The organism is Paraburkholderia sp. SIMBA_053, assembly GCF_046534895.1.
In the GTDB taxonomy this organism is placed as follows: domain Bacteria; phylum Pseudomonadota; class Gammaproteobacteria; order Burkholderiales; family Burkholderiaceae; genus Paraburkholderia; species Paraburkholderia caledonica.
The window spans coordinates 614,220-639,736 of record NZ_JAWRXU010000002.1; the positions used below are offsets into that span (position 1 = coordinate 614,220).

The 25,517-nt window shown below is 62.8% G+C and carries 29 protein-coding genes, 1 tRNA gene and 1 pseudogene; 18 read left to right on the forward strand and 13 right to left on the reverse strand.

What is annotated here, in order from left to right; translation table 11 throughout:
- Window positions 1–75 precede the first annotated feature (75 nt).
- Window positions 76–1,206 carry an enoyl-CoA hydratase/isomerase family protein gene (locus tag SB753_RS09270; RefSeq protein ID WP_408163936.1) on the forward strand — a complete coding sequence of 377 codons (1,131 nt, stop codon included), beginning with the start codon at window positions 76–78 and terminating at the stop codon, window positions 1,204–1,206.
- Between the two features lie 35 nt (window positions 1,207–1,241).
- Here the strand turns inward: SB753_RS09270 and SB753_RS09275 are convergent, their stop codons facing one another.
- Window positions 1,242–1,667 (reverse strand): hypothetical protein, encoded by a 426-nt coding sequence (locus SB753_RS09275; protein ID WP_020065778.1) that lies wholly within the window; start codon window positions 1,665–1,667, stop codon window positions 1,242–1,244.
- 415 nt (window positions 1,668–2,082) lie between these two features.
- On the opposite strand from SB753_RS09275, the gene ssuD reads away from it, so the two are divergent.
- The 4 genes from ssuD to SB753_RS09295 are packed head-to-tail and all read left to right on the forward strand — an operon-like array spanning window position 2,083 to window position 5,425.
- Window positions 2,083–3,243, forward strand: coding sequence for an FMNH2-dependent alkanesulfonate monooxygenase (ssuD, locus tag SB753_RS09280; RefSeq protein WP_027775206.1), 1,161 nt, complete (start codon window positions 2,083–2,085; stop codon window positions 3,241–3,243).
- 51 nt (window positions 3,244–3,294) lie between these two features.
- Window positions 3,295–4,161, forward strand: coding sequence for an aliphatic sulfonate ABC transporter permease SsuC (ssuC, locus tag SB753_RS09285; protein ID WP_410800030.1), 867 nt, complete (start codon window positions 3,295–3,297; stop codon window positions 4,159–4,161).
- Entirely contained in the window at window positions 4,158–5,162 is a 1,005-nt protein-coding gene (locus tag SB753_RS09290; RefSeq protein WP_410800031.1) for an ATP-binding cassette domain-containing protein, read from the forward strand. The genes ssuC and SB753_RS09290 overlap by 4 nt, the downstream gene beginning before the upstream one ends.
- 47 nt (window positions 5,163–5,209) lie before the next feature.
- A complete protein-coding gene (locus SB753_RS09295) occupies window positions 5,210–5,425 on the forward strand; it encodes a molybdopterin-binding protein (protein WP_020065782.1) in 216 nt (71 codons plus the stop codon).
- Between the two features lie 8 nt (window positions 5,426–5,433).
- Here SB753_RS09295 and SB753_RS09300 read toward each other — a convergent pair whose 3' ends face one another.
- Window positions 5,434–5,766: a hypothetical protein gene (locus tag SB753_RS09300; RefSeq protein ID WP_410800032.1), complete on the reverse strand. Its 333-nt coding sequence runs from the start codon at window positions 5,764–5,766 to the stop codon at window positions 5,434–5,436.
- A 176-nt stretch (window positions 5,767–5,942) separates the two neighbouring features.
- On the opposite strand from SB753_RS09300, the gene SB753_RS09305 reads away from it, so the two are divergent.
- Both SB753_RS09305 and SB753_RS09310 read left to right on the forward strand, forming a co-directional pair.
- Window positions 5,943–6,140, forward strand: a complete 198-nt coding sequence (locus SB753_RS09305) for a hypothetical protein (RefSeq protein WP_020065784.1) — start codon at window positions 5,943–5,945, stop codon at window positions 6,138–6,140.
- 133 nt (window positions 6,141–6,273) lie between these two features.
- Window positions 6,274–6,516 (forward strand): DUF6566 family protein, encoded by a 243-nt coding sequence (locus SB753_RS09310; RefSeq protein ID WP_027775201.1) that lies wholly within the window; start codon window positions 6,274–6,276, stop codon window positions 6,514–6,516.
- 102 nt (window positions 6,517–6,618) lie between these two features.
- Here the strand turns inward: SB753_RS09310 and SB753_RS09315 are convergent, their stop codons facing one another.
- The gene (locus tag SB753_RS09315; RefSeq protein WP_020065786.1) at window positions 6,619–6,885 is read right to left on the reverse strand and encodes a hypothetical protein; all 267 of its coding nucleotides are present in this window, start codon (window positions 6,883–6,885) and stop codon (window positions 6,619–6,621) included.
- Between the two features lie 322 nt (window positions 6,886–7,207).
- On the opposite strand from SB753_RS09315, the gene dusA reads away from it, so the two are divergent.
- Both dusA and SB753_RS09325 read left to right on the forward strand, forming a co-directional pair.
- Window positions 7,208–8,209: a tRNA dihydrouridine(20/20a) synthase DusA gene (dusA, locus tag SB753_RS09320; protein WP_410800033.1), complete on the forward strand. Its 1,002-nt coding sequence runs from the start codon at window positions 7,208–7,210 to the stop codon at window positions 8,207–8,209.
- Between the two features lie 89 nt (window positions 8,210–8,298).
- Window positions 8,299–8,374: transfer RNA gene (locus SB753_RS09325), tRNA-His, on the forward strand.
- 90 nt (window positions 8,375–8,464) lie between these two features.
- On the opposite strand, the gene SB753_RS09330 is transcribed toward SB753_RS09325, so the two are convergent.
- Window positions 8,465–8,809 carry a hypothetical protein gene (locus tag SB753_RS09330; RefSeq protein ID WP_410800034.1) on the reverse strand — a complete coding sequence of 115 codons (345 nt, stop codon included), beginning with the start codon at window positions 8,807–8,809 and terminating at the stop codon, window positions 8,465–8,467.
- A 263-nt stretch (window positions 8,810–9,072) separates the two neighbouring features.
- A complete protein-coding gene (locus SB753_RS09335) occupies window positions 9,073–9,285 on the reverse strand; it encodes a DUF3820 family protein (RefSeq protein WP_006048800.1) in 213 nt (70 codons plus the stop codon).
- 141 nt (window positions 9,286–9,426) lie between these two features.
- Here SB753_RS09335 and SB753_RS09340 point away from each other — a divergent pair, with 141 nt between their 5' ends.
- Complete coding sequence (locus tag SB753_RS09340) at window positions 9,427–10,479, forward strand: NADP(H)-dependent aldo-keto reductase (protein ID WP_410800035.1); 1,053 nt, start codon at window positions 9,427–9,429, stop codon at window positions 10,477–10,479.
- 213 nt (window positions 10,480–10,692) lie between these two features.
- Complete coding sequence (locus tag SB753_RS09345; protein WP_020065791.1) at window positions 10,693–11,115, forward strand: hypothetical protein; 423 nt, start codon at window positions 10,693–10,695, stop codon at window positions 11,113–11,115.
- A gap of 94 nt (window positions 11,116–11,209) precedes the next feature.
- Here SB753_RS09345 and SB753_RS09350 read toward each other — a convergent pair whose 3' ends face one another.
- Both SB753_RS09350 and nodI read right to left on the reverse strand, forming a co-directional pair.
- Entirely contained in the window at window positions 11,210–12,037 is an 828-nt protein-coding gene (locus tag SB753_RS09350) for an ABC transporter permease (protein ID WP_410800036.1), read from the reverse strand.
- A gap of 28 nt (window positions 12,038–12,065) precedes the next feature.
- A pseudogene (nodI, locus tag SB753_RS09355) lies at window positions 12,066–12,979 on the reverse strand (nodulation factor ABC transporter ATP-binding protein NodI).
- Window positions 12,980–13,255: 276 nt separating this feature from the next.
- Between nodI and SB753_RS09360 the strand changes: the two are divergent.
- Window positions 13,256–13,720, forward strand: coding sequence for a universal stress protein (locus SB753_RS09360; protein ID WP_020065794.1), 465 nt, complete (start codon window positions 13,256–13,258; stop codon window positions 13,718–13,720).
- 179 nt (window positions 13,721–13,899) lie between these two features.
- Here SB753_RS09360 and SB753_RS09365 read toward each other — a convergent pair whose 3' ends face one another.
- From SB753_RS09365 to lexA, 3 genes are all read right to left on the reverse strand, one after another.
- Window positions 13,900–14,583, reverse strand: a complete 684-nt coding sequence (locus SB753_RS09365) for a DUF2939 domain-containing protein (protein WP_410800037.1) — start codon at window positions 14,581–14,583, stop codon at window positions 13,900–13,902.
- Between the two features lie 110 nt (window positions 14,584–14,693).
- Complete coding sequence (locus tag SB753_RS09370; RefSeq protein ID WP_408485060.1) at window positions 14,694–15,062, reverse strand: hypothetical protein; 369 nt, start codon at window positions 15,060–15,062, stop codon at window positions 14,694–14,696.
- Between the two features lie 107 nt (window positions 15,063–15,169).
- Window positions 15,170–15,820 (reverse strand): transcriptional repressor LexA, encoded by a 651-nt coding sequence (gene lexA, locus SB753_RS09375; protein ID WP_027775193.1) that lies wholly within the window; start codon window positions 15,818–15,820, stop codon window positions 15,170–15,172.
- 306 nt (window positions 15,821–16,126) lie between these two features.
- Here lexA and SB753_RS09380 point away from each other — a divergent pair, with 306 nt between their 5' ends.
- From SB753_RS09380 to SB753_RS09405, 6 genes are all read left to right on the forward strand, one after another.
- Window positions 16,127–17,176, forward strand: coding sequence for a sulfate ABC transporter substrate-binding protein (locus SB753_RS09380; RefSeq protein ID WP_087750960.1), 1,050 nt, complete (start codon window positions 16,127–16,129; stop codon window positions 17,174–17,176).
- Between the two features lie 150 nt (window positions 17,177–17,326).
- A complete protein-coding gene (gene cysT / locus SB753_RS09385) occupies window positions 17,327–18,223 on the forward strand; it encodes a sulfate ABC transporter permease subunit CysT (RefSeq protein WP_020065798.1) in 897 nt (298 codons plus the stop codon).
- Window positions 18,220–19,254 (forward strand): sulfate ABC transporter permease subunit CysW, encoded by a 1,035-nt coding sequence (cysW, locus tag SB753_RS09390; RefSeq protein WP_408189676.1) that lies wholly within the window; start codon window positions 18,220–18,222, stop codon window positions 19,252–19,254. The genes cysT and cysW overlap by 4 nt, the downstream gene beginning before the upstream one ends.
- Window positions 19,254–20,312, forward strand: coding sequence for a sulfate/molybdate ABC transporter ATP-binding protein (locus SB753_RS09395; protein WP_020065800.1), 1,059 nt, complete (start codon window positions 19,254–19,256; stop codon window positions 20,310–20,312). Before cysW ends, SB753_RS09395 begins: the two co-directional genes overlap by 1 nt.
- A gap of 79 nt (window positions 20,313–20,391) precedes the next feature.
- Window positions 20,392–21,318: a CysB family HTH-type transcriptional regulator gene (locus SB753_RS09400; protein WP_020065801.1), complete on the forward strand. Its 927-nt coding sequence runs from the start codon at window positions 20,392–20,394 to the stop codon at window positions 21,316–21,318.
- 76 nt (window positions 21,319–21,394) lie between these two features.
- A complete protein-coding gene (locus SB753_RS09405) occupies window positions 21,395–22,426 on the forward strand; it encodes an asparaginase (RefSeq protein ID WP_408472271.1) in 1,032 nt (343 codons plus the stop codon).
- 125 nt (window positions 22,427–22,551) lie between these two features.
- Here the strand turns inward: SB753_RS09405 and lysM are convergent, their stop codons facing one another.
- The 3 genes from lysM to hyi all read right to left on the reverse strand — a co-directional run bounded on the left by lysM (window position 22,552) and on the right by hyi (window position 25,430).
- Complete coding sequence (gene lysM / locus SB753_RS09410) at window positions 22,552–23,046, reverse strand: peptidoglycan-binding protein LysM (RefSeq protein ID WP_408189680.1); 495 nt, start codon at window positions 23,044–23,046, stop codon at window positions 22,552–22,554.
- A gap of 560 nt (window positions 23,047–23,606) precedes the next feature.
- On the reverse strand, window positions 23,607–24,515 hold the full coding sequence (locus tag SB753_RS09415) for a 2-hydroxy-3-oxopropionate reductase (protein ID WP_088174592.1): 909 nt from the start codon (window positions 24,513–24,515) through the stop codon (window positions 23,607–23,609).
- A 105-nt stretch (window positions 24,516–24,620) separates the two neighbouring features.
- Window positions 24,621–25,430 carry a hydroxypyruvate isomerase gene (hyi, locus tag SB753_RS09420; protein ID WP_131320568.1) on the reverse strand — a complete coding sequence of 270 codons (810 nt, stop codon included), beginning with the start codon at window positions 25,428–25,430 and terminating at the stop codon, window positions 24,621–24,623.
- Between the last annotated feature and the right edge of the window lie 87 nt (window positions 25,431–25,517).

The window sequence follows — 25,517 nt, forward strand, 5'->3', positions numbered from 1 at the left end:
CCCAAATCGACCCCGAGTCGCGGGCCGTGATAACGTTGGGTTTCCACGTCTCTGCGCCGCCGTGCGTCGTCTTTCATGTCTCTTTCCGCCTTGCCCGAAGCTAGCGACGAAGTCGCGACTTACGTAGCCAACTGCATCGGTTTCATCGAGCTTGAAAGGCCGAAGGCGCTGAACGCGCTGTCGCTCGGCATGATCCGAGCGATCCACGCCGCGCTCGACGACTGGCGCGAAAATCCCGATGTGCTTGCGGTCGTCGTGCGCAGCCAGCATCCTCGCGCGTTCTGCGCGGGCGGCGATATCCGCTTCCTCTACGAGTCGGCGAAGCGTGGCGAACACGAAGCGCGCGACGCGTTTTTCATCGAGGAATACCGGCTCAATCACGCAATCTTCACTTACCCGAAGCCGTACATCGCGTTGACGAACGGTGTGGTGATGGGCGGCGGCATGGGCATCTCGCAGGGCGCGCATCGGACCGGCGGCCTGCGCGTCGTTACGCAGTCGACAAAAATGGCGATGCCGGAAACGCGCATCGGCCTTTTCCCCGATGTCGGCGCTAGCTGGTTTCTCGCGCGCACGCCCGGCGCGATCGGCCGCTATCTCGCGGTGACCGGCGAAGCGATAGGCGCTGCCGACGCGTTGTACGCCGGCCTCGCCGATCTCTATATCGACGATGCCGCGCTGCCCGCGCTCATCGACATCTTGCGCAGCGAACTGTTCGAGCGCGGCGCGGACGTCGTTGCGTGCGTCGAGCGGGAAAGCCGCGCTTATCAGGTCGCGCCGCAGCCGGAGCAGTCGCCGCTTGCCCGCGCGCGGCGGTTGATCGACCGGCATTTTGCGCTTCCCGACGTGCCGCGCATTCTCGCCTCGCTTCAGCAGAAGTGCGATCGCGACACCGCCGATTGGGCCGAGCAGACCATTGCCGTGTTGCGGGAGCGCTCACCGCTTTCCATGGCCGTTTCGCTGGAGGTGGTGACGCGCGCGGAAGGCTCGATGGCCGAAGTGCTGCGCGGCGATCTCGATCTCACGCGTTCGAGTTTCCTGCAAGGCGACGCGGTGGAAGGGATTCGCGCGCGCATTATCGACAAGGACAACGCGCCGCACTGGCGCTTCGCGCGCATTGAGGACGTGAGCGCCGCCGATGTCGCGAAAATGTTCGAAAGCCCGTGGCCGGCCAACGAACATCCGTTGCGGGATCTGCACGGTTAAGGCGCGGGCGGACGCGACGAACCGCCCAGACCGACTCAATCCACCTCTTCGCTGGCCATGAAGGCGCGCATGAAGACGAGCGCGCCCCAGCCCCACATTGCGTTCGCGGCGAAGCCCATGGCGAGGCGCGGCAGCATGTTGCCGCTTGGCCAGATGCCGCGCAGCGGATCCACGACGAACACGCTTGCCGCCGTCAATACGATGCCGCCGAACACGAACGCGGGCAGCCACGGCGCGCGTCGCTCGGGAGCCACGCGCAGGAGCCACGCCATGAGTACGGCCCAGAACGCGCTCCAGATTGCGTTAGCAATGAACTCGGGCAGGCCGAGCGGTAGAAACGGGGCAGTCGAAAAACCGCTTTTGTCGATAACACCGGCTGCATTCAGCAGCGCCAGCGTCGATTCATGGAAGAACAGAGAAGCCAGAAAACCGGCGACGAACGGCAGGATGAGTTTTTGCATGCATTGCACCGCCAGGGCACAGGCGCGTGGTTCGCGTTGCCCGCACCGGATTATTGGAAACGTGCGCCATTATAGCCAGCGGTGACGGCTTTTCCGGTTGCGCGAAGCGTCGCGTTCGTATGCTTTAGCGTCGGGCTAATCACGGAAGTGGAAAACCTAAGCTCAAAAAAATCGTTCAAAAGCCGCGCTCCGCTCCATAGACTCTTTCTCCATGTAGACGGCGCTTGCCGCCGTCGCCCTTAGCGTCGATACCGCATCTTCCGTTCTTTAGCGATGCATCGCCCGGCTCATCTCCGATGACCGGCTGTATGCGCGCGGCCCGCGCCTGCGCCGGCGTGTGGTTTCGCCTTGGCGTTTCCCGCGCGGCATGCACAGTCTTTATTCAATCCAGTTTTGAATTCGCAGGGAGCAGTAAATGAATGTGTTCTGGTTCATTCCGACTCATGGCGACAGCCGCTATCTCGGTACGTCGCAAGGCGCGCGTGCAGCCGATTACGACTACTTCCAGCAGATCGCTGTCGCCGCCGATACGCTCGGCTACGAGGGCGTGCTGCTGCCGACCGGCCGTTCGTGCGAGGACGCATGGGTCGTTGCATCGAGCCTCATCGCCGCGACGAAGCGCCTGAAGTTTCTCGTCGCGATCCGGCCGGGCATTTCGTCGCCGGGACTTGCGGCACGCATGGCGGCCACGTTCGACCGTCTGTCGAACGGGCGCCTGCTGATCAATGTGGTGACGGGGGGCGACGCGGCCGAGCTAGAGGGCGATGGTGTGTTCGTCGATCACGACACGCGCTACGAGATCACCGATGAATTCCTGCACATCTGGCGCAAGCTGCTGACGGCGGCGCATACGAACGACGCAATCGATTTCGACGGCAAGCATCTGAAGTCGAAGGGCGGCAAGGCCTTGTATCCGCCGGTGCAGAAGCCGCATCCGCCGCTGTGGTTCGGCGGTTCGTCGCCGGCCGCGCACGACATGGCGGGCGAGCACATCGACACCTATCTGACGTGGGGCGAGCCGCCCGCCGCGGTTGCAAGGAAGATCGCCGATATTCGCGCCCGCGCCGCGGCGCACGGCCGCACGATCCGGTTCGGCATTCGCCTGCACGTGATCGTGCGCGAGACCGAAGAAGAAGCATGGGCCGCCGCCGACAAGCTGATCAGCAAGCTGGACGACGAAACCATCGCGCGTGCGCAAGCATCGTTTTCGAAGATGGATTCCGAAGGCCAGCGCCGCATGGCCGCGCTGCACGGCGGCAAACGGGGCGGGCGCGCCGAACTCGAGGTCTATCCGAATCTGTGGGCCGGCGTGGGTCTCGTGCGAGGCGGCGCGGGCACCGCGCTCGTCGGCAACCCGGAGCAAGTGGCGGCGCGCATGAAGGAGTACGCGGACCTCGGTATCGAGACGTTCATCCTGTCCGGCTATCCGCATCTCGAAGAGTCGTATCGCTTCGCCGAACTCGTGTTCCCGCTGCTGCCGAACCGGCAGAGCAAGACTTCGGACGGGCCGTTGTCGGGACCCTTCGGCGAGATCGTCGGCAACAACTATTTGCCGAAGGCGGCGAGCGCGAGCTGAGCGTCGCCCGCATCGGTACGGCATCTTCGACACGCAATGAGGGAAGTAACCATGGCTCAATCCACTGTAAGTGCGGATCGGGACGAGAGCGCGCGCGGCGGCGCCGGTTTCGGTTCCGCGCTGGCGTCCGTTTTCGGGTCGTTACGGCAAGTCGGCGCGTCGCTCGCGCCGTGGGTCGCCCCGCTTCTGATTCTCCTCGCATGGGAAACCGCCGCGCGCAGCGGCGTGCTGTCGACGCGCGTTCTGCCCGAACCGCTCGCCGTCGTGAAGGCCGCGTGGTCGCTGATCCAGTCGGGCGAGATGTGGGCGGACGTGAAGGTCAGCACGTGGCGCGCGGTGTCTGGATTCGCGATCGGCGGTGGGATCGGTCTCGTGCTCGGACTCGCGACGGGCCTCTTCAAGCCGGTCGAAATCGCACTCGATTCGACCGTGCAGATGATCCGCAATATCCCGGCGCTCGCGATGATCCCGCTTGTGATCCTGTGGTTCGGCATCGAGGAGCAGGCGAAGGTCTTTCTCGTAGCGCTGGGTGTGTTTTTCCCCGTCTACGTGAACACGTTTCACGGCATCCGTTCGGTCGATTCCAATCTCATCGAGATGGCGCGCAGCTACGGCGTGAAGGGTTTCGCGCTTTATCGCCATGTGATCCTGCCCGGCGCCTTGCCGTCGATTCTCGTCGGCGTGCGCTTCGCGTTCGGGCTGATGTGGGTGACGCTGATCGTTGCGGAGACGATTTCCGCGCAGTCGGGCATCGGTTACATGACGATGAATGCGCGCGAATTTTTACAAACCGATGTCGTCGTGGTCGGCATTCTGCTGTACGCGGCGCTCGGCAAGGTCGCCGACGTGCTGGCAAAAAGCCTGGAGCGCGTGTCGCTGCGTTGGCATCCGGCTTATCAACGGGGAGGCAAGGCATGAGCGCAACGACATTTTCATCGTCGTTCGGCGGCATCGCGGGCAGCGATCTCGAAGCGGAACTGGCGCAGGCGCGCATCGCCGATCGCGACGCCGGCCTGGCCGCGGACTCGCAGCAACGCGACACAGCCCACGGCTATGTGCGGGACGCGAGTGCGGCGGGCGAACCAAACGGTCCACGTCGCGAGAACAACGCGGCCGACTATTCGGTCCGGTTGCGCGGCGTCGGCAAGCAGTATGGCGAGCGCAAGGTGCTGACGGACTTCGACCTGTCGATCGAGCGCGGCAGTTTCGTCGCGATTGTCGGCCGTAGCGGTTGTGGGAAATCGACGTTGCTGCGTCTCGTCGCCGGTCTGGAGAAGACCACGGCGGGCGTGCTCGAAAAGCGTGCCGAAGACGGCCGGCCGCTCGACACTCGCATCATGTTTCAGGACGCACGCCTGTTGCCGTGGAAGAGCGTGTTGCAGAACGTGATGCTCGGACTGCCCCGCAGCGCGCGGGAAGACGCGCGTGCGGTGCTGGCCGAAGTTGGATTGCTGGAGCGAGCCGGCGACTGGCCCGCTCAGCTGTCCGGCGGTCAGCGTCAGCGTGTCGCGTTGGCGCGGGCGCTCGTGCATCGTCCGCAACTGCTGCTTCTGGACGAGCCGCTCGGCGCGCTCGATGCACTGACGCGCATCGAAATGCATTCGCTGATCGAGCGCCTGTGGCGCGAGCACAAGTTCACCGCCTTGCTCGTCACGCACGACGTGCACGAGGCCGTCGCGTTAGGCGACCGCATCCTTTTGATCGAAGAAGGGCGCATCGCGCTGGATCAGCCGGTGCCGCTCGCGCGCCCGCGAGCGCGTGCGTCGGCGGGCTTCGCGGCGCTCGAAGAACATGTGCTGCAGCGCGTTCTGAAAAATGCACCAAACGACGACGCATTGTCCGGACAGCCCGAAGACGCACGCGGCACGCGTAGCCAGGGCCGCTTCCGGCGGCCTACAGACGTCCGCTGGGCTGTCTGACATTCCTCGACTGACCGTTTTTAATCGCTTCCCTGGAGTCACTCGCAATGAGCATTTCCGCAATCAACGTACGCAATCAGTTCAGAGGCAAGGTCAAGGAAATCATCCGTGGACCGGTTGTGTCCGAAGTCGATGTCGACACGCCGTTTGGCATCGTGACTTCTGTGATCACCACGCGCTCGATCGACGAACTCGACCTGCAGGTCGGCTCGGAAGTCGTCGCGCTCGTCAAGTCGACGGAGGTCTCGATCGCGCGCCTGTAAGCGCCGCGCTATTTCGCGTTCGCACCGCTCGCGGGCGGCTCGTGCATCATCTTGTCGTTGGTCGGCTTGCGCGGACGCTTGATCGGCATGTTGTCCGGGTTGCTCGATCCGGTCGAGCCGGAGGCCGCCTCGGGCGGCTTCGCCATCGACGACGCGGCGTCGCCCGGCGCCGCCGGCTGCTTTGCCGGCGCAGCGGAGCCTTTGGAAGCCGTTGATCCGGCTTGCGCCGCTTCGGCCGCTTTGGCCGCGTTGGCCGTTGCTGCCCACGGCGCCGTTTCGCCTACACACATCGCTGCCAGTGCGGCGACTGCGGACAGAGCTGTCAGAGTGTTTCGCTTCATCTCCTTCTCCTTGTGCGTGCTTCGCGGCCGGTCGGATTGCGTGAGTTCGGGATAGACCCGGCTTGCCGGCGAAAATTCACGCGCAAAGCCATTCGGCCATGACGATGCACCCAATGCGACTGCATTCGCTCTCGAAACTTGCTAGGATGAATTTAGCCATTTCGACGGAGGCAGCCATGTCGAAGTCATTGAGTCCCGAAGCGATCGAAGCGTTGCGCCGCTTGAACGAGGTCGGCGTGGGTCAGCCGCCGCCGCGATTCCCACAGACCGTAACCGCTGAACTGCTGGCTTGCGGGCTCGTCACCGAGGCAAGCGGGGACGAAGTCGAAATCACCTGTAACGGCAGGCAGTACCTTTCAGGCGATTGCGATTGAGCATGAATGCCGGCGATTACGCGATGCGGCGTCAGCGCATGTGACGGCGTTCGCGCAGCGCAACTATCGCGTTGACGCGGCGCGCACGCGGGCGCTGCGAACGTCGGGAAGCACGGCAGACGTGGAGGTGAAAATGGAGCCGAAGGGGCTCGACATGGGAGATTACCAGGAGCGCTATCAGGACTACGACATCGAAGTCGCGGTCGAACAGGTGCTCACGGGCGTCAAGGCGCATTTCCGGGTGCTGCGGGGAAGCGCAGTGGTGGTCGACTGGCGGCTGGTGCATATCGACAGCCTGTGGCCCACCGAGCACGCCGCGGCCGAAGCAGGTTTTCGGGCCGCGCGCGAAGTCATCGACGCAGGTGTTGCGGGTTGAGGCCGCCTGAGCCCGTAAACGGAAGAGGGCGCCGTCATCGGAACCCGATGCTCGGCGCCCTCTGTGCTTGCCGCTAAGCGCAGCAAGCTCGGCAGCGAATGCTTAGTGGCCGAAGAAAACCGACTGCGGACCCGATGCCGGTTCACGCGTGCCCGATTGCGACGACGCGTTGTTCACGCCACCGTAAGCGTTCGATTCGGCGTTAGCGCGTTCAGCCGCGACGGTCTGCGCGTTCTGGCCTTGTTGCGAAGCCGGTGCGCCGACCGACGGACGATAGAACGGTGCCGGGCCGTAGCCGCTTGCAAAAGCCGGTGCAGCGATCGAGGCGGAAACGGCAACGAGAAGGGCGGCGATAAATTTGGTCTTCATGATGTACCTCCAATGATGTTCGACTTTCGGAATGGCGTCGCAGGAGCCGGGGCTGTGTGCAACGTCGATGGAGGCAGTGTATACCCCTACTATCGAGAATTTGTGCCGATAATTTGAAATTACTGTTCTTGCTGGTGAAATAATCGGGCGATCGTAGAGCGGGCGGGGCTCAGCGACGGTCTGGCCCCGATCGCCAAGCGGTAGATGCGAGTTAAAGACCTGATCGGGAAGGGGTTTTACATGGTGGTCGGCCATGCGGCGGCCGGTCAATCGCCCGCGTTGCGCTAAAATTGCGGTTTCGATTCAAGCCTTTGGCCGCCCCATGTCTTCAGCTAGTACTGCCAGTCCGCGCCGGGTCAGTGTCGCACCCATGATGGATTGGACCGATCGTCACTGCCGGTCGCTTCATCGCATCATCTCGCGTCACACGTGGCTCTACACGGAAATGGTGACGACAGGCGCCCTGCTGCACGGCGATGTGCCGCGCCATCTTGCTTTCACACCCGACGAAGCGCCCGTCGCATTGCAACTCGGCGGGAGCGAACCTGACGATCTCGCGCGCTCGGCGAAGCTCGGCGAGCAATGGGGCTATGACGAAATCAATCTGAATTGCGGCTGCCCATCGGAGCGTGTGCAGCGCGGCGCGTTCGGCGCGTGTCTGATGAACGAGCCGCAACTGGTGGCCGACTGCGTGAAGGCCATGCGCGACGTCGTCTCCGTGCCTGTCACGGTCAAGCATCGAATCGGCGTGGATGCCGTCGAGGATTACGGCTTCGTACGCGACTTCGTCGGCACCATCGCAGATGCCGGCTGCAACGTCTTTATCGTTCATGCGCGCAACGCGATTCTCAAAGGGCTGAGCCCGAAAGAGAACCGCGAGATCCCTCCGCTCAAATATGACTACGCGTATCAATTGAAGCGCGACTTTCCGCAACTGGAGATCATCATCAACGGTGGGATCAAGACGCTCGACGAAGTGCAGACACATCTTGCACACGTCGACGGCGTGATGCTCGGGCGGGAGGCATACCACAATCCGTATATGCTGGCCGATGTGGACGCGCGCTTCTACGGGTCCACCGAAGCGCCGCTCACGCGCGAGCAGGTCGAGGCGAAACTCATCGAATATTGCGCAGCCGAGATGGCCCGCGGCACTTACCTTGGTGCGATCACTCGTCACGCACTCGGTCTCTATCGAGGCGAATCAGGTGCGCGCGGCTGGCGCCGCGTGCTCTCTGATAGCAAGCGCCTCGCTGCGCGCGACCTCGCTATCTTCAACGAGGCGAGACAGCATCTGCGTGAGCCAGCCGAAATTTTTGAATAAAGGACTAGGCAAACGCGGAACGTGTTCGTATAATCTCGTTTCTTCGTTGGCGAGTCAGGTTTTCCGGCAAGTCAAAGCAGATCTCAGTGGTGGCTGTAGCTCAGTTGGTAGAGTCCAGGATTGTGATTCCTGTTGTCGTGGGTTCGAGCCCCATCAGCCACCCCAAAGAATTTCGGCAGTAAAGATTGAAGTTGATTGCAAACGGCGTTGTGAGAAATCACACGCCGTTTTTGTTTTGGGTTCGCGCTTTTCTCGTCAATGGCTGCGTCCGCCATGCCCGCCGCCGCTCCACGAACTGCCGCCGTGGGATCCGCCATAGCCCCCATATCCGCCGCCGTGGCCGCCATGCCAGCCGCCGTGACCGCCGTGCCAACCGCTGCCCCAGTGTCCGCCGCCGCCGTGGTAGTAGCAGCACGGTCCGCCCCAGCCGCCCCAGATGCCGACCGTGCCGTACACCGGCGCGTAGGGTGTGCCATATCCGTAGCCATAAGCGGGGTAATAGGGTTGGGCGTAGGCGTAGTCATAGCCGGGCGCGACTGCGCATCCGCTGACGCCCGCGACCACGGCCAGCAATGCCATCGATGCAAAGAGTCTGCTCACAATCGCCTCCCGTCCTCACATAAAGGATCAGAAAGGTCGCGAGCCTGAGAGTTCAGCCGCATTTGTGTCTGCGCATTACGCTCGCACCGAGTGCCTGCGCAACGCGCATCCCTGTGCCGCACCGGTACTCCAAGGCGCGTGCTGCATGCCGCGATCGAAAGCGCGTCGGCGCATCCATTGCGCGGTAACACCTGGTTAATCTTCTGCAACAGAACAGGCCGCCGCTGCTCTTATCATGCGATGCAGTTGATCGGAAGAACGCTTCAGCGCTTGCGCAATGGTTCGATCAGCGACGACAAACCGTTGTGATCGATCTCGTGCATCAGCGCGAGCAGCCGTCCAATCTCGCCCGGCGGAAAGCCCTGGCTCGCGAACCAGTTGAGGTAATGGCCGGGCAGGTCGGCTATCAGACGGCCCTTGTACTTGCCGTAGGGCATCACACGCGTGACCAGCAGTTCGAGGTGTTCGGGATTCATCGTGATGCACCGGCGCAAGGAATGTTGGGCGACGCGTGCTTGCACTGCACGCCTGCACGGCATTCTAGCCGTGCTGCAGGCATCGCGCGGGCATGGTAACTTGAGCGGTTTATGTTCATATAACTAACAAGGAAAGCTTCCATGGAATACCGCAGACTCGGCGATTCGGATGTACAGGTCAGCCTGATCGGACTCGGCACCATGACGTGGGGCGAGCAGAACACAGAGCAGGACGCGCACGCTCAGATCGACTACGCGCTCGATCATGGCGTCAACCTGATCGATACCGCAGAGATGTATCCGGTGCCGCCGCGCGCCGAGACACAAGGCTCGACCGAGCGATTTATCGGCACGTGGCTCGCGAAGCATCGCAGCGCGCGCGAGAAAATTGTGCTCGCTACGAAGATCGCGGGCCCCGCGCGCCAGCCGCATAACCCGCGACATATCCGCGGCGAGACCAACCAGTTCGACCGTAAAAACCTCACTGAGGCGCTGAACGACAGCCTGAAGCGCCTGCAAACGGACTACGTCGATCTGTACCAGCTGCACTGGCCAGATCGCAATACGATGACGTTTGGCCGTCCGGCCTATCCGTGGGTCGACGACGAATACACCGTGCCTATCGACGAAACGCTTTCCGTGCTCGCCGACTTCGTCAAGGCGGGCAAGGTGCGCCATGTGGGCGTATCGAACGAAACGCCGTGGGGCGTCGCGCAGTTCCTGCGCGCGTCGGAAAAGCTCGGCTTGCCGCGTATCGTCAGCATCCAGAACCCGTACAGTCTCCTCAACCGAACTTACGAGGCGGGGCTCTCCGAGTACGCGCACCGCGACAACATCGGCCTGCTCGCGTATTCGCCGCTTGCCTTCGGCTGGCTGTCCGGCAAGTACGAAGGCGGCGCGCGGCCGGCTGGCGCACGCATATCGCTCTTCGAGCGCTTCCAGCGCTACAGCAAGCCCCAGGCGATCCAGGCCACCACGCGTTACGTCGAACTGGCAAAGCGCCATCACATGTCGCCGGCCCAGTTGGCGCTTGCCTTCGTCAATAGCCGGCCGTTCGTCACGAGCAATCTGATTGGCGCGACCTCGCTCGATCAGTTGAAGGAGAACATTGCGAGCGTCGACGTAAAGCTGTCTCAGGACGTGCTCGATGAAATCGACGCACTGCATCAGCTGCAGCCGAATCCGGCGCCTTGAGTTCGCTGGGACATGCAACGAAAGGCAAATGTCCCTCCCTGTCGGCAAATCACGACCTAAACTGTGGTGAGCAGGACGGGCTTCTGCCTTCGTGTCGTGCTTCTGCACGTGGCGCGGCGCGCACGAATGGTAGGATGCAGCCCGGAAAATCGGCAGCGGCGGCGGGTTTTCAGCCGCACTGTTCACACTCGGCGATAGCACTCAGGACATCGAATGGCGCAACAAAAAACAAACCCAAAACTCGAGCAGGCGCTGACGCGCGGGGACCTTGCGATCCGTCAGGCGAATTCGGCGCGGGCCACCGCGCTGCTGCGCGCGCTAGCGAAAATGATCGTTGATGCTTCGGCGACGATCGGCGTCGAAGCATTCACACTGATTCCGGACGGCGACAAGATTTACGATCCGGCCGACGGTCTCTGGCCGCAAGAACTGCAGATTTCGCTCGACGGTCCGGTCGAGGACGCCGATCCGGACGAGATCCGCACCGTGCGGCTGATTGCCGACGATCCGGGCACGATGTTCCGGGTGGAATGGCAGCGTGCAGATGGCAAGATCGGCCGTCACGAAGGCGGCCCGTTTGCAACAGTCGCGTTCATCTCGGACGTCGACATTCCCTGGACCGACGAAGAGGACTGAGCTCGCGTCCGTGCAGCAAATTCATTCGTGGGCGCTGACCTATCGGGTCAGCCGCCCTCGAATTGTCCGCGCCTCTCTGGACGCCGGGCACGAGTTACTTCATCATCCGACGCCGAAACAGCACGGCGGCGACGATAAACCCTCCTACCGCATAACCCGCCAGCACGGCCGCGTGCCACAGGGCGTTGTCGAGCGGGCGCCCAAGCATCGCGGGTCGTATCAGATCGACCGCGTGCGCGAGCGGCAGGACCTCGGCCGCACCACGCGCGGCGGCAGGCAACTGCGAGATCGGGAAGAACACGCCGGAGAGCAACAGCATCGGCGTCAACACCAGCGTTTGATAAAACATGAAAAAGTCGTACGACGGCGCGAGCGCGGTCACGACCATCGCGACACTTGCGAACGCGAGGCCGGTCAGCACGATCACGGGCAACGCGAGCAGCACTGACGGAAAACTGGCGTAGCCGAGCGCGACCGCCACCAGCATGATCGCGGCACCCGACAACACCGACTTGCTGGCCGCCCAGATCACTTCACCAAGCACGATATCGCCGAGCGTCAACGGCGTGTGCATGATTGCTTCCCACGTGCGTTGCACGTGCATGCGCGAGAAGCCCGAATACATCGACTCGAAGCTCGCGGACATCATGACGCTCGACGCAACGGTGCCCGCTGCTAGGAAGGCGATATACGACACGCCGTCGACGCGGCCGACCATCAGCCCGAGACCGAAGCCGAGGCCGAACAGATAGATCATTGGGTCGGCGAGATTGCCGAACATGGAGGCGAGCGCAAGCTTCTTCCACACAAGGTAATTGCGGCGCCAGACCGCAATCCAGTTGACCGCGTTCGCGGGCAACGCGGCGAAAGGGGCCTGCATGGGAGGCGTGGCTTCGTTGCTTCGATAAGTGCGTGCATCCATTGCGTGTCTCGTGCAGTGTCGATGGAATTCAGTCCTGCATCTCGCGGCCGGTGAGACGCAGGAACACATCCTCGAGATTCGCCGGGCGGTGCAGATAGCGCAGGTCCGCTCGCTGCTTCAGTCGCGCATGCACTGGCCCGGCGTCGTTCACATAACAGAAGAGCGTCTCACCGCTGATCTCGGTTCGCTGTGCGAGCGGCGCAAGCTCATCGCGTAATGCGAACGGATCGGGGCCGAAAATCTCGATGACGTCGCAGCCGATTTCCGACTCGATCAGCTCCCTTGGCGCGCCTTCCGCAATCTTGCGTCCTTCTTCGATCACGCACAGCCGGTCGCATAGCCGCTCGGCTTCTTCCATGAAGTGCGTGGTCAATAAAATCGTCTTGCCACGTGCGAGCAGCGAGCGCAGTCGCTCCCAGATGAGATGCCGTGCCTGCGGTCGAGGCCGGTAGTCGGCTCGTCCATGATCAGCACATCGGGATCGTTGACGAGCGCCCGCGCGAGCGTGAGGCGCCGCTTCATGCCGCCCGACAGTTCGCTCACGCGCGCGTCGGCCTTGCTCTCCAGCCGCGCGAATTCCAGCAGCGACGGCACCATCGCGCGGCATTGCGCGGCGCTCAGGCCGAAGTAGCGGCCGAACACCAGCAGGTTCTCGCGGACGGTAAAGTCGGGATCGAGGTTATCGAACTGCGGCACCACGCCCACGCGCGCCCGCGCGATGCGCGCCCTGCCAGGAATCGGCTCGCCGCACAGGCGGATCGAGCCGGCGTCCGGCGTGGCAATGCCGAGCAGCATGCGCAATGTGGTGGTCTTGCCCGCGCCGTTTGGTCCGAGCAGGCCGAAACACTCTCCGACGTCGACATGAAACGACAGTCCGTCGACAACTTTCTTTTCGCCGTAACTTTTTTCAACCTGCTGGAATTCGATAGCGGTGTCGGGCATGGATAGGGATCGAGGCTCAGGCAAAAGAGGCGAATCGACGGGAAGGCTGCTCATTCTAGGTCATCAGCCGGGAAATGGCGGTTTAAGGAGCGCCCCGCGCTGTGGGTTCTTGCACTGCCGCAAAGGCGTCGCCGGCGTTGTCCTCACCGAGTGTGCCTCCTATGCACAAGGCCGGGGCGTGCAGCAATCGCACTTAGCGTTTTCCATCCCTTGCAAGCTGAATTGCGGCGCACCATGATTGATTCAGACCGCGCTTTTGCGGAAAGGGGAAGAACGATGGCGAGCTACCAGAAAATCCTGCTGTGCTACGACGGCTCGCGTGAAGGCCGCAAGGCTTTGCGTTGCGGCGCCGACCTTGCGCTGGATCTGAAGGCGCAAACGCATCTGCTTTCGGTGGTGGACATGCGCTCGAGCATTGCGCAAAGCGCGGGCCTGCTGACGGACGTCGCGTGCGGCAGCTTCGAAAAGACCGCGCGGGACATCCTGCAAGAGGGCGTGGACTGGCTGACCGAGCGCGGCGTCAACGCGCAGGGTCACTTTGCGTTCGGCCATCCGATCGACGAGATCGCCAATCTTGCCAACGAGTTGCACGTCGACCTGGTGGTGGTGGGCCACCGTTGCCGCACGGGCTTGTCCCGATGGTGGATGGGTGCTGGCAATACACCGCTGCTCGACCGGGTGTCATGCAGCATTCTGGTCGCGTGCTCTTCAGCGCATGAGCAGCAGCAGGAAGCGGCCTGACGATGCGGTTCGGGTGCACGGCCACCCGCGCCAGGCGTGCAGCCTTCGTGCGGGTGGGTGCTGGTGAGCTTTGGTCGGGATGAACGCGGAGGACGGAGTAGCGGGCGGCGCGTGCATTACGAGTGCATTGCGTCAAATCGGCCGCGTGCGCGTTCGATCTGACAAGCCGCGCCTGGCGCTCACTCGTTCAGATTGACCGCCGCCAGCTTCCACGTGAAAAGACCCTCGCGCATGAAGATGGCGGAGTAACGCGCGTCCCCCGCACCGTGCTGGTATGTGACGGCGAACTCGTTGATGCCGCGATAGCCGGCTGTGGTTTGCGGCGGTTGCGGCGGGGTGGCCCTACTAACCGCGTTGCCGTTCGGATCACCCGTAGCGCCGCCGGGCGTGCGGCTGTCCGCACCGGACGATCCGGGGGCGGGCGCATTGGCAGCGGGCGGATTGCCGGTGACTGGCGCGGCGTTGGGCCGCTCACCCGGCTCGCCGCGCGGCGGCATGCCGTTCAACAGCGCAGCCACGCCGTCGGGTGTTGCATACGCGTCGACGAGCGGGCCGATCAACGCGACGCCAATCATCGCGCCGATCGCAGCCAACGGATTACCGTTTCCATGTGAGTCAAGCCGCCGCGTCAGCAAGCCGGTGACTTGCTGCTTCAGGCTCTCGCGCAACGCAGGAAAATCGACATACCGATTCACCGTCTGCGCGTCACGCGCGTCGGCGGCGCGTTTGAGGTTATTGAGCGCGATATACGGGGAGGCATAAGCGAAGCCCAACGCCGCGATCAGCGCGATCACGATCAACGTGACGGTAAGCGTGACTGCAAGCGGACGGGCGCTGCGCTTCCTAGGTGTTGAAACTGCCATCGAGCGGAAATCTCCATCAGGTGTGATCTAACGTGGACCGCAACCGCGCTGAAACGATCCGTGCGCTGCCACAAACCATGTGAGCGACGCGCCCCACACCTCACAACTCATCAAGACTCGAACACCGCACCGTGGACGTTGGTTTCCTCGGCGATGCAACGGTCAATCATGCGGCACACCGCGTCTACAGTGCCGACCATGATGAGCCGCGACGGCCCGTGGTACACGCGCACCGGCGCACGGCGCTCCGGCTCGGCAGTATTGAGCCCCGAGTTCAGCGACACGCGGGCGAATGCCGGCAATGACGACGGCAATGAAGACGGCAACGCGGCCTGCCGGTCGCACCCACGAGCGGGAGAGTCGAACAGCGACGCGGTAGCGGCCGTGGACGCTTCGATCAGTGAGCAAGGTACCAGCTTGCGCAGATGGCGCAGACGGCCGAACTGGCGAAACGGCAACAGGCGGGCAAGGCGTTCCATGAGTCTCTCCGGGCGATTCAACATGAGTACTGCTTTGGTCGGTGAGCAGGCGAGCGGTTGGCTAATGACGCACTGAGCTTGTCGCTCATTAAGCCAAACCCGTGCTATCAGAATTCGCCCGGGCGGATCAGCCCGACAGCGATGCCTTCCAGCGCGAAATCCGCGCTGCCTGTCTCAACGAAGATGTTCTCGTAATCGGGGTTCTCGGCAATCAACTCGATACCGTTCGCGCGGCGCTTCAGGCGCTTGACCGTGACGTCGTCGCCAAGCCGCGCAATGATGATCTGGCCGTCTTTGGCCTCGCTTCTTTTCTGCACCGCAAGCAGATCGCCGTCGAAGATACCCGCGTCGCGCATGGACAGCCCGCGCACCTTGAGCAGGTAGTCGGGCTTGCTCGAGAAGAGCGCCGGGTCGCACGCATAGTGTTGGGCGATATGTTCCTGCGCGAGGATCGGGCTACCGGCGGCAACCCGGCCGATAAGCGGCAGCGACAGCTGCATGATGCTGGCGTGCGGCAATGTGAACTGATGCGGCGCCTCGTCCGGGCCAGCAAGCAGGCGAATGCCGCGCGACGCGCCGGCCGCGAGTTCGATCACGCCCTTGCGTGCAAGCGCCCGCAGATGCTCTTCAGCCGAATTGGCCGAGCTGAAGCCCAGTTCGGCGGCAATTTCCGCACGTGTGGGCGGAAAACCGGTGCGTTCTATGGCCCGGCGGATCAGATCGAAAACCTGCTGCTGTCGTGCGGTGAGTTTGGTCATGGCGCCACTGTATGGATGAACAGGTGCCTGTATTTTTATACAGTATCCGGCGCAATTCAAGCTTTACTTTAAGTTTGCGGCTCGACCCCTCGCTGGAGCGTCGTAAATCGACGTCAAGACATCCGTTTTCATGCCGCAACGCCTTATCTGGCTGTCATTACCACTTTTGCGTATTAAAAAATGAATAAACATTATTTTTAATGATGAAAGCCCCTGGATAGACTGGCCTCCAGTCGCTCATGTGCACGTGACCCGACGCAAAACAACACACGCTGTTTCAGCGCACCAACACGCGGAGAACTTGGCATGAACAATCACGAAGCGGGCCGGGCAGGCAGGAGCCGAAAACTTATCGCAGCGCTCGCGTTCGGCGCGGCAGCCGCGCTCGGCGTCCTTGGCGCGGCAGGCCAGGCGCAAGCCGCCGACACGACGCTGCTCAATGTGTCCTACGACCCTACTCGCGAGCTTTACCAGGACGTGAATCAGGCTTTCGCCAAAGAATGGAAGGCGAAGACCGGCGAGACCGTCACCTTCAAGCAGTCGCACGGCGGCTCGGGTGCTCAGGCGCGCTCGGTGCTCGACGGCTTGCAGGCCGACGTCGTGACGCTCGCGCTCGCTTATGACATCGACGCGATCGCGAACAAGGGTTTGATCGATAAAGGCTGGCAGAAGCGCTTGCCCGACAACGCGTCGCCGTACACGTCGACGATTGTGTTTCTGGTGCGCAAGGGCAATCCCAAGCACATCAAGGATTGGGACGATCTGACCAAACCCGGCGTGTCGATCGTGACGCCGAATCCGAAGACCTCGGGCGGCGCGCGCTGGAATTATCTCGCGGCATGGGCGTATGCAGCGCATCAGCCGGGTGGCAATGACCAGAAGGCCAAGGAGTTTGTCGGCAAGCTGTACAAGAATGCCGGCGTGCTCGATTCCGGAGCGCGCGGCGCGACCACCAGCTTCGTGCAACGCGGCATCGGCGACGTGCTGATTGCGTGGGAAAACGAGGCGTTCCTCTCGCTGAAGGAATTCGGTCCGGACAAGTTCGAAATCGTCGTGCCGTCCGTGAGCATTCTGGCCGAGCCGCCGGTGGCGGTGGTGGATAAGGTCGTCGACAAGCATGGCACGCGCAAGCTGGCCGAAGCGTATCTGAACTTCCTGTACAGCGAGCAGGGCCAGGAAATCGCCGCGAAGAACTTCTACCGTCCGCGTTCGAACAAGGTTCCGGCCGAACTGACCTCGAAGTTTCCGAAGCTGAAGCTGTACACGGTCGACGATTCGTTCGGCGGCTGGGCCAACGCGCAGAAGACGCACTTTGCCGACGGGGGCGTATTCGATTCGATCTACCAGCCTCAGTAACACAGCCCAGGTCCGCGCCGCGGCAGGCGCGAACCGAGGCAACGCGACGCGCCACGGCGCGTCACTTTCCGGAGCGCGCCGCTGGCGCGCTTTTGGCCGATCAGGACCAGGCGGCCGGCAACACGAGCATCAACCGAAAGAGTATCGAGCATGACCACGTTGACCTTCCGTAAACCAAGCGCCTTGCCCGGTTTCGGCCTGACACTCGGCATCACGGTGGCTTATCTGAGCCTCGTGGTGCTGATTCCGCTCGCGGCGACTTTTCTGAAGACCGCCACCCTCGACTGGAGTCAGTTCGTGCGCGCCGTCAGCTCGCCGCGCGTGCTGGCCTCGTACCGGCTGACGTTCTTCTCCGCGCTCGGCGGCGCACTGATCAACGCGGTGTTCGGCTTTCTGGTCGCATGGGTGCTCGTGCGGTACAGGTTTCCGTTCAAGCGCATCGTCGACGCCGTGGTCGATCTGCCGTTCGCACTGCCCACGTCGGTGGCCGGCATTTCGCTCGCGGCCGTGTACGCGGGCAACGGCTGGATTGGACAGTTCCTGGAGCCGCTCGGTCTGAAGGTCGCATTTACGCCGGTGGGCGTGCTCGTCGCGCTGACCTTTATCGGTTTGCCGTTCGTCGTGCGCACGGTGCAGCCGGTGCTCGAAGAGTTCGAGCGCGAGCAGGAAGAGGCTGCCGCTTGCCTCGGCGCATCGCGCTGGCTGACGTTTCGCCGCGTGGTGTTGCCGGCCGTGTTGCCGGCACTGCTGACGGGCTTCGCGCTCGCGTTCGCGCGCGCACTGGGCGAATACGGCTCGGTCATTTTCATTGCAGGCAATGTGCCGATGAAGTCGGAAATCACATCGCTGCTGATCATCACGAAGCTCGAGCAGTATGACTACGCCGGCGCGACGGCGCTTGCCGTCGTGATGCTCGTCGTCTCGTTCCTGATGCTGCTTTTCATCAATACGCTGCAGTGGTATCTGCAGCGCCGCACGAGCCGCGGCAACGCGGGGCCTGCACCCGGCGCCGCGAGCGTTGCAAGCATTGGCGGAGGTGCGCAATGAGCCGCCATTCAGCAGGTCACGTCGATAACGCCGACGGCGTCAAGGCGCACGCCGTGGCTCCGCGCGCGCCACTGAACATTGCGCGCCGGCCCGATCCAGTCACGGAACCGCCGCTTGTCCGCTGGATTCTGACCGGCATTGCGCTGCTGTTTCTCGGGCTCTTTCTCGTCGTGCCGCTCGTCGCCGTGTTTTATCAGGCGTTGAACAAGGGGCTTGGCTTTTATCTGGAGTCGCTCGCCGATCCGGATGCGCTGGCGGCCATCAAGCTGACGGCTATCACAGCGGGAATCGCCGTGCCTCTCAATCTGGTGTTCGGCCTCGCGGCTTCGTGGTGCATCGCGAAGTTCGAGTTTCGCGGCAAGGCGCTCCTCACCACGTTGATCGATCTGCCGTTCTCGGTCTCGCCAGTGATCTCGGGTCTTATCTACGTGTTGATGTTCGGCGCGCAAGGATGGTTCGGTCCGTGGCTGCAAGCGCATAACGTGCAGATCATCTTCGCCGTGCCCGGCATTGTGCTCGCGACAATCTTCGTGACGTTCCCGTTCGTCGCGCGCGAACTGATCCCGCTGATGCAGGCGCAAGGCAACGACGAAGAGGAAGCCGCGCATGTGCTCGGCGCGTCCGGCTGGCAGATATTTCGCCGCGTCACGCTGCCCAATGTGAAATGGGGCCTGCTGTATGGCGTGATTCTGTGCAACGCCCGCGCGATGGGCGAGTTCGGCGCGGTGTCGGTCGTATCGGGCCATATTCGCGGCCAGACGGACACCATGCCGCTGCACGTCGAAATTCTCTACAACGAATACAACTTCTCGGCGGCGTTCGCCGTGGCGTCGGTGCTGGCCTTGCTCGCACTCGTGACGCTCGCATTGAAACTGCTCGCCGAGCGTCATATGTCGGCGGAACTGTCGGACGCCCGCGACGTGCCGGCGCACGCCGGACCCGTCACGCTGCCGTCCGCTTTGCCGTCGACCGCGCAGTCGCTGAACATGCAATCTTCGCAGCAACACCCGCTCAAGCAAGGAGAGCTGTAATGGGTATCACCGTACGTAACCTGCAGAAGCGCTTCGGCGATTTCGTCGCGCTCGATAACGTCTCGCTCGATTTTCCGCCGGGCGAACTGGTTGCGCTGCTCGGGCCCTCGGGGTGCGGCAAGACCACGTTGCTGCGCGTGATCGCGGGCCTTGAATACGCGGACGGCGGGCAGGTCGTCCTGCAGGGCCAGGACGTCGCGACTGTCGGCGCGCGTGAGCGCGAAGTGGGTTTCGTGTTCCAGCACTACGCGCTGTTCCGTCATATGACGGTGTTCGAGAACGTGGCGTTCGGGCTGCGAGTGAAGCCGAGGAAGGAGCGTCCGTCGGAAGCGGTGATTCGCGAGAAGGTGCATGAGTTGCTCAAGCTCGTGCAACTCGACTGGCTCGCGCAGCGCTATCCGTCGGAATTGTCGGGCGGGCAGCGACAGCGTATCGCGCTCGCTCGCGCGCTTGCCGTCGAGCCGAAAGTGCTGCTGCTCGACGAACCGTTCGGCGCGCTCGATGCGAAGGTTCGCAAGGAATTGCGCAGCTGGCTGCGGCGTCTGCACGACGATCTGCATATCTCGACGATTTTCGTCACGCACGATCAGGAAGAGGCGCTCGAAGTGGCGGACCGTATCGTCGTGCTCAATCGTGGACACGTGGAGCAGGTCGGCAGTCCGCAGGACGTGTACGACCATCCGCAAACGTCGTTTGTGTATGAGTTTCTCGGCGCGGCGAACCGCCTGCACGGCAACGTCGACGCGAGCGGATTCGTGGTGGACGGCGCGGCGTTGCCGGTCGCCATCAGCACCGACTTCAGCGGTCCGGCTTTCGCTTATGTACGTCCGCACGATTTGCAGTTGTATCCGCAGTCGGCGGGGCACCGCGAGGGTATCGTCGTCGATGTGCGGCGCGTCGTGACACTGGGCGGCTCCGTGCGGGTCGAACTCGCGGGCCGCGAGGGCAATCTGCTCGAAGCCGAACTCGATCGGGAAGCATGGCGCGAGCTGCGTCTCTCGATCGGCGACGGCGTGACGGCGGTGCCGCGCGCGCTGCGGGTCTTCCCGGCGCAATGAGCGCATGACCGATGCGACTCCACGCGAATGAACTGAATAACTCGAACAACTCAACTCTCGCTGAACCGGACACTTCAAGATGAACTTCCAGCAATTGCGCTTCGTGCGCGAGGCCGTGCGTCAGAACATGAACCTGACCGAAGTGGCGAACGTGCTCTACACGTCGCAGTCGGGCGTGTCGAAACAGATCAAGGATCTCGAGGACGAACTCGGCGTCGACATTTTCATTCGACGCGGAAAGCGGCTCACGGGTCTCACGGAGCCGGGCAAGGCGGTGCATCAACTGATCGAGCGGATGCTGCTGGACGCGGAGAATTTGCGCCGCGTCGCGCGTCAGTACGCGGACCAGGACAGTGGCCATCTGGTGGTCGCGACCACGCACACGCAGGCACGCTACGCGCTGCCGAAGGTGATCCGTCAATTCACCGAGGTTTTTCCGAAGGTGCATCTGGCGCTGCGCCAGGGCAGTCCGCAACAGATCGCGCAGATGATCATCAACGGCGAGGCGGACATCGGCATCTCGACGGAAGCGCTCGACCGTTTCCCCGACATCGTCACGTTTCCATGCTATTCGTGGCATCACGTCGTGGTCGTGCCGAAGGATCATCCGCTCGTCGGCCGCCCCAATCTGACGCTGGACGAAATCGCCGAATTCCCGATCGTCACGTATGACCAGGACTTCACGGGCCGCTCGCATATCGACCAGGCGTTCGCGAAAGCGGGGGCGCTGCCCGACGTGGTGCTGACCGCGATCGACGCCGACGTGATCAAGACGTATGTGGAGCTCGGCATGGGTATCGGCGTGGTCGCGGCAATGGCCTACGACCCGAAACGCGACAGCGAACTGGTCGCGCTCGACACGCAGCACCTGTTCGAGGCGAGCACGACGCGGGTCGGCTTGCGCAAGGGCGCGTTTTTGCGTGCATATGCCTACCGGTTGATCGAGATGTTCGCACCGCAACTGACCGAGGCGGAAATCGCCGCGCAGTTGCGCGAGGCAGTGTGAAGCGCTGACGGGGAAAGCGGCCTTGGCCGCTGCAAAGGCGCGCGACGGCGGCGCGTCATCGCTTACAATCGCCGCCATGAACGCACAGACTTCTTCTTCCTCTCCTGGCGCCGCCGCGTTGCTGCCGCGCATCGCCGTGCTCGCCACCGGCGGCACGATTGCCGGCGCGGCCGCGGACGCTACCAATACGTCTGGCTATCAGGCCGGCGTGGTCGGCGTCGAGCAATTGCTGGCCGTGGTGCCGGCGTTGTCGACGGTAGCCCGCATCGCGCCGGAGCAGATTGCGAGCGTCGACAGCAAGGACATGGCCATGCCGCTATGGACCGCGCTCGCGCAACGCATCAACGCGCTGCTTGCTGACGACGACATCGACGGCGTGGTGGTCACGCATGGCACCGATACACTCGAAGAAACCGCGTATCTGCTGCATCTGACGGTCAAGTCCGACAAACCGGTGGTGCTGACAGCGGCAATGCGCCCCGCGTCCGCGCTGTCCGCCGATGGACCGCTCAATCTGCTGAACGCCGTGACCGTCGCGGCAAATGCCGGCGCGCGCGGACAGGGCGTTCTCGTTGCATTCAACAACAAGATTCACAGTGCGCGTGACGTGGTCAAGACGAGCACCTATGCCGTCGATGCATTCCAGTCGCCCGAAGTCGGTGCGCTTGGCTGGGTGCAGGACGGGCGCGTCGAATTTCAGCGCAGCGTCGTACGTCCGCATACGTTGTCCACTGAATTCGTGATCGGTGCGAACTGGCCGCATGTGGAAATCGTCGCGAGCTATGCCGGCGTGTCCCGCATTGCCGTCGATGCGCTCGTGACAGCCGGCGTGCGCGGCATCGTCGTTGCGGGCACGGGCAATGGTTCGATTCACGCGTCGCTGACGCAGGCTCTGGCCGATGCCGCTTCGCAGGGCGTCGCGGTAGTGCGTTCGTCGCGCGTGGGCTCAGGGCATGTAATGCGCAACGGCGCGGCCGCCGACGATGCACTCGGCTTTGTCAGCGCCGGCTCGCTCAATCCGTACAAGGCGCGTGTGCTGCTGATGGTGGCATTGGCCGCTGGCGGCGCCGGACCAGTCGCTTTGCAAAAAGCGTTCGATACGTATTGACGCCTCGCGGCGTTCAACGGAAGTTGTCAAAGAAAAACGCGGCGCTCGAGTAATGACTTCGAGCGCCGCGTTGCGTTTTATCGCAGTGTTTTTGCCCGCCCGAGGCGGGCATTTGCAATCAGCTATTAAGCAGCCGGAATCACCAGCACCTGGCCGGGATAGATCTTGTCCGGACTTTTCAGCATCGGCGTATTGGCCTGGAAGATCAAGTCGTTTTTAGCTCCGCTGCCGTAGTACTTCTCCGCGATCTTCCACAGGTTGTCGCCCGGCACCACCGTGTGGAACTGCGTAGGCGCCGCGGCGGGGGCGGTCACGCTCAACTGGTCGTCGACCTTGTCGACGTTCTGCACATTGCCGGCTGCCACGAGGATCTTGTCCTTGGTCGGCTGGTCGGCGGCTTCCCCCGATACGGTGACCGTATGGCTCGTGCCGTCGTACGTCACCTGCAGATTCGTTGCGTTCAGACCCTGGCTGCGGATGTAAGTGGCGATCGCGTCGCCTGCGGTCTTGTTCAGCGCGGCGAGGTCCGGTGCGGCGGGCGCGGATTCGGCCTTGGCCGTCGTGGACGCGGCGCTGAACAATTTTTCGCCGGCTTCCTTGATGAAACTGAGAATACCCATCGATCACACTCCTCATGTTGGTACGCGAGCATGCTTTGCGTACGAGTTAAGCACTCGTTGCGATGCTGAGCACGCCGCACAACGCGAACGCGTGATCAGGCAGCAGGCGCGCCCGGATGCATGCAACGACTCACGAGTGTAGGAGATAGCGGGTGACGGAGTGTCAAGAAAGGTAAGGAAGTGGCCACGAAGTTGCAAGCAAATGCAAACGTGCGTGCATCACGGCGCCGCATGAGGGCGCGCTACGCCATTGAGTGGCGGAGAAAACCTGAGAATGAATCCGACAGCCGGACACCCGACGACGACGTCTGACCGACCAAGGCTTCCCCGGCGCCGCCGGGTGCCGCTGCGGACCCCACTTTGCCGCTCTCAGCCCAGAGCGGCACGATTTGCCCGTTCCGCCGCGATGCCGCGCGACGAACCGGGCGCCCCACTTGCGATTGCCGTAGCGTTGACGAGGCAACATCCGCGGCAACCGGTATTACCTGGCTATTTACGCATCTCCATGCATCCGGCCACTGCTATTGCTGATTCGCAAGCCGCGAAGAAACGCTGCAAGTTCAAGCTGCTTTCGCTTCGCTATCCGGCGCTTGTGCGACTTCGTAATTCGCCATGATTTCGAGCGCGCGAACCATCGCCGAGTGATCCCATGCCTTGCCGCCGTTCGCCGCGCAGATGCTGAACAGTTGCTGCGCGCTCGCGGTGTGCGGCAGCGCAATGCCGAGCTTGCGCGCGCCGTCGAGTGCGAGGTTTAGATCCTTCTGATGCAGTTCGATCCGGAAGCCCGGATTGAAAGTGCGCTTCGTCATGCGCTCGCCGTGCACTTCGAGAATGCGCGACGAAGCGAAGCCGCCCATCAACGCCTTGCGCACACGTTCCGGATCGGCGCCGGAGCGCGATGCGAACAGCAGTGCTTCGGCCACTGCCTCGATGTTCAGCGCCACGATGATCTGGTTCGCGACCTTGCACGTCTGACCCGCGCCGTTGTCGCCGATCAGCGAGATATTCTTGCCCATCAGTTCGAAGAGCGGCTTTGCCTGCGCAAAGGCTTTCTCCGGGCCGCCGACCATGATCGTGAGCGTTGCCTCGCGTGCACCGACTTCGCCGCCGGACACCGGCGCATCGAGATAATCGACGCCGAGCGCATTGATCTTCTTCGCGAACGCCTGAGTATCGAGCGGCGAGATCGAGCTCATGTCGATCACGAGCTTGCCTGCCGTGAGGCCGGCGGCGACGCCGTCGTCGGCGAAAAGAACGTTGGCCACGTCAGGCGTGTCGGGCACCATGATGATCACGATGTCGGCGGCTTGCGCGACAGCGGTCGAGTCGGACACCACGTTCGTGCTCTTGCCCAGATCTTCGGGCACTGGGTACGCGCCGTTCACGAACAGCGTGTGACCGCCCTTGAGGAGGTTGCGCGCCATATGCGCGCCCATGATGCCGAGCCCGATGAAACCGATCTTTGCCATGTGTCTGAATCTCCAGTGTTTCCAGTGTTGTTAGCGGTCCCTTGGCGGGACTTCTTTCGAGGCGTGACGCGCCCGGTCTGCACGACGCGGTGTTCAGCGCATCGTTCAGGCGGCGACGTGCGCGGCGCCGCGCCTTTGCCCGGCCACGCTCTGCACCCAGCACAAGCCGGCAGTGGTGTTCGTGCGCGGCTTGTATTCGCAACCGACGTAGCCGTCGTAGCCAATCGAGTCGAGCAGGTCGAACAGGAACGGGTAGTTGATTTCGCCAGTGCCGGGTTCGTTGCGCCCCGGATTGTCGGCAAGCTGGATATGCGCGATTTGCGGCAGATTCTTTTTGATCGTTGCCGCGAGTTCGCCTTCCATCCGTTGCATGTGATAGATGTCGTATTGGAGGAACAGGTTGTCCGACCCTACGGCGCGAATCACGTCGAGGCCTTCGCTTGAGCGATTCAACGCGAAGCCCGGAATGTCGTAGGAGTTGCACGGCTCGACTAGCAGTCTGATACCGGCCTTCTTCAATTCACCGGCTGCAAAACGCAGGTTATCGACGATGGTCGCGCGTGCCTTGTCGGCATCGACGCCCGCCGTCGGAATACCGACGAGGCAATTCAGTTGCGGCACCTTCAGCGCGCTCGCGTATTCGATCGCACGGCCCACGCCTTCCTGGAACTCGGTTACGCGATCGGGCAGGCAGGCAATGCCGCGCTCGCCGGCTTCCCAGTTGCCCGCGGGCAGGTTGTGCAACACGAGCTTCAACCGGTTCTGCTGAAGACGCTCGCTCAACTCGGCGATCCGATACGGATACGGAAACAGGAATTCGACGGCGTTAAAGCCCGCGTCGGCTGCGGCCGCGAAGCGGTCGAGGAACGGAACTTCGTTGAAAAGCATCGTGAGATTCGCTGCGAATTTGGGCATGGTGCTCAGGTCTCTCTGGTCGGTCGTTGAAAAACTTCATAGCGCGATTGCAGTGCAGTCGTGCAATCGCGCCCCCGCGATTTCGGC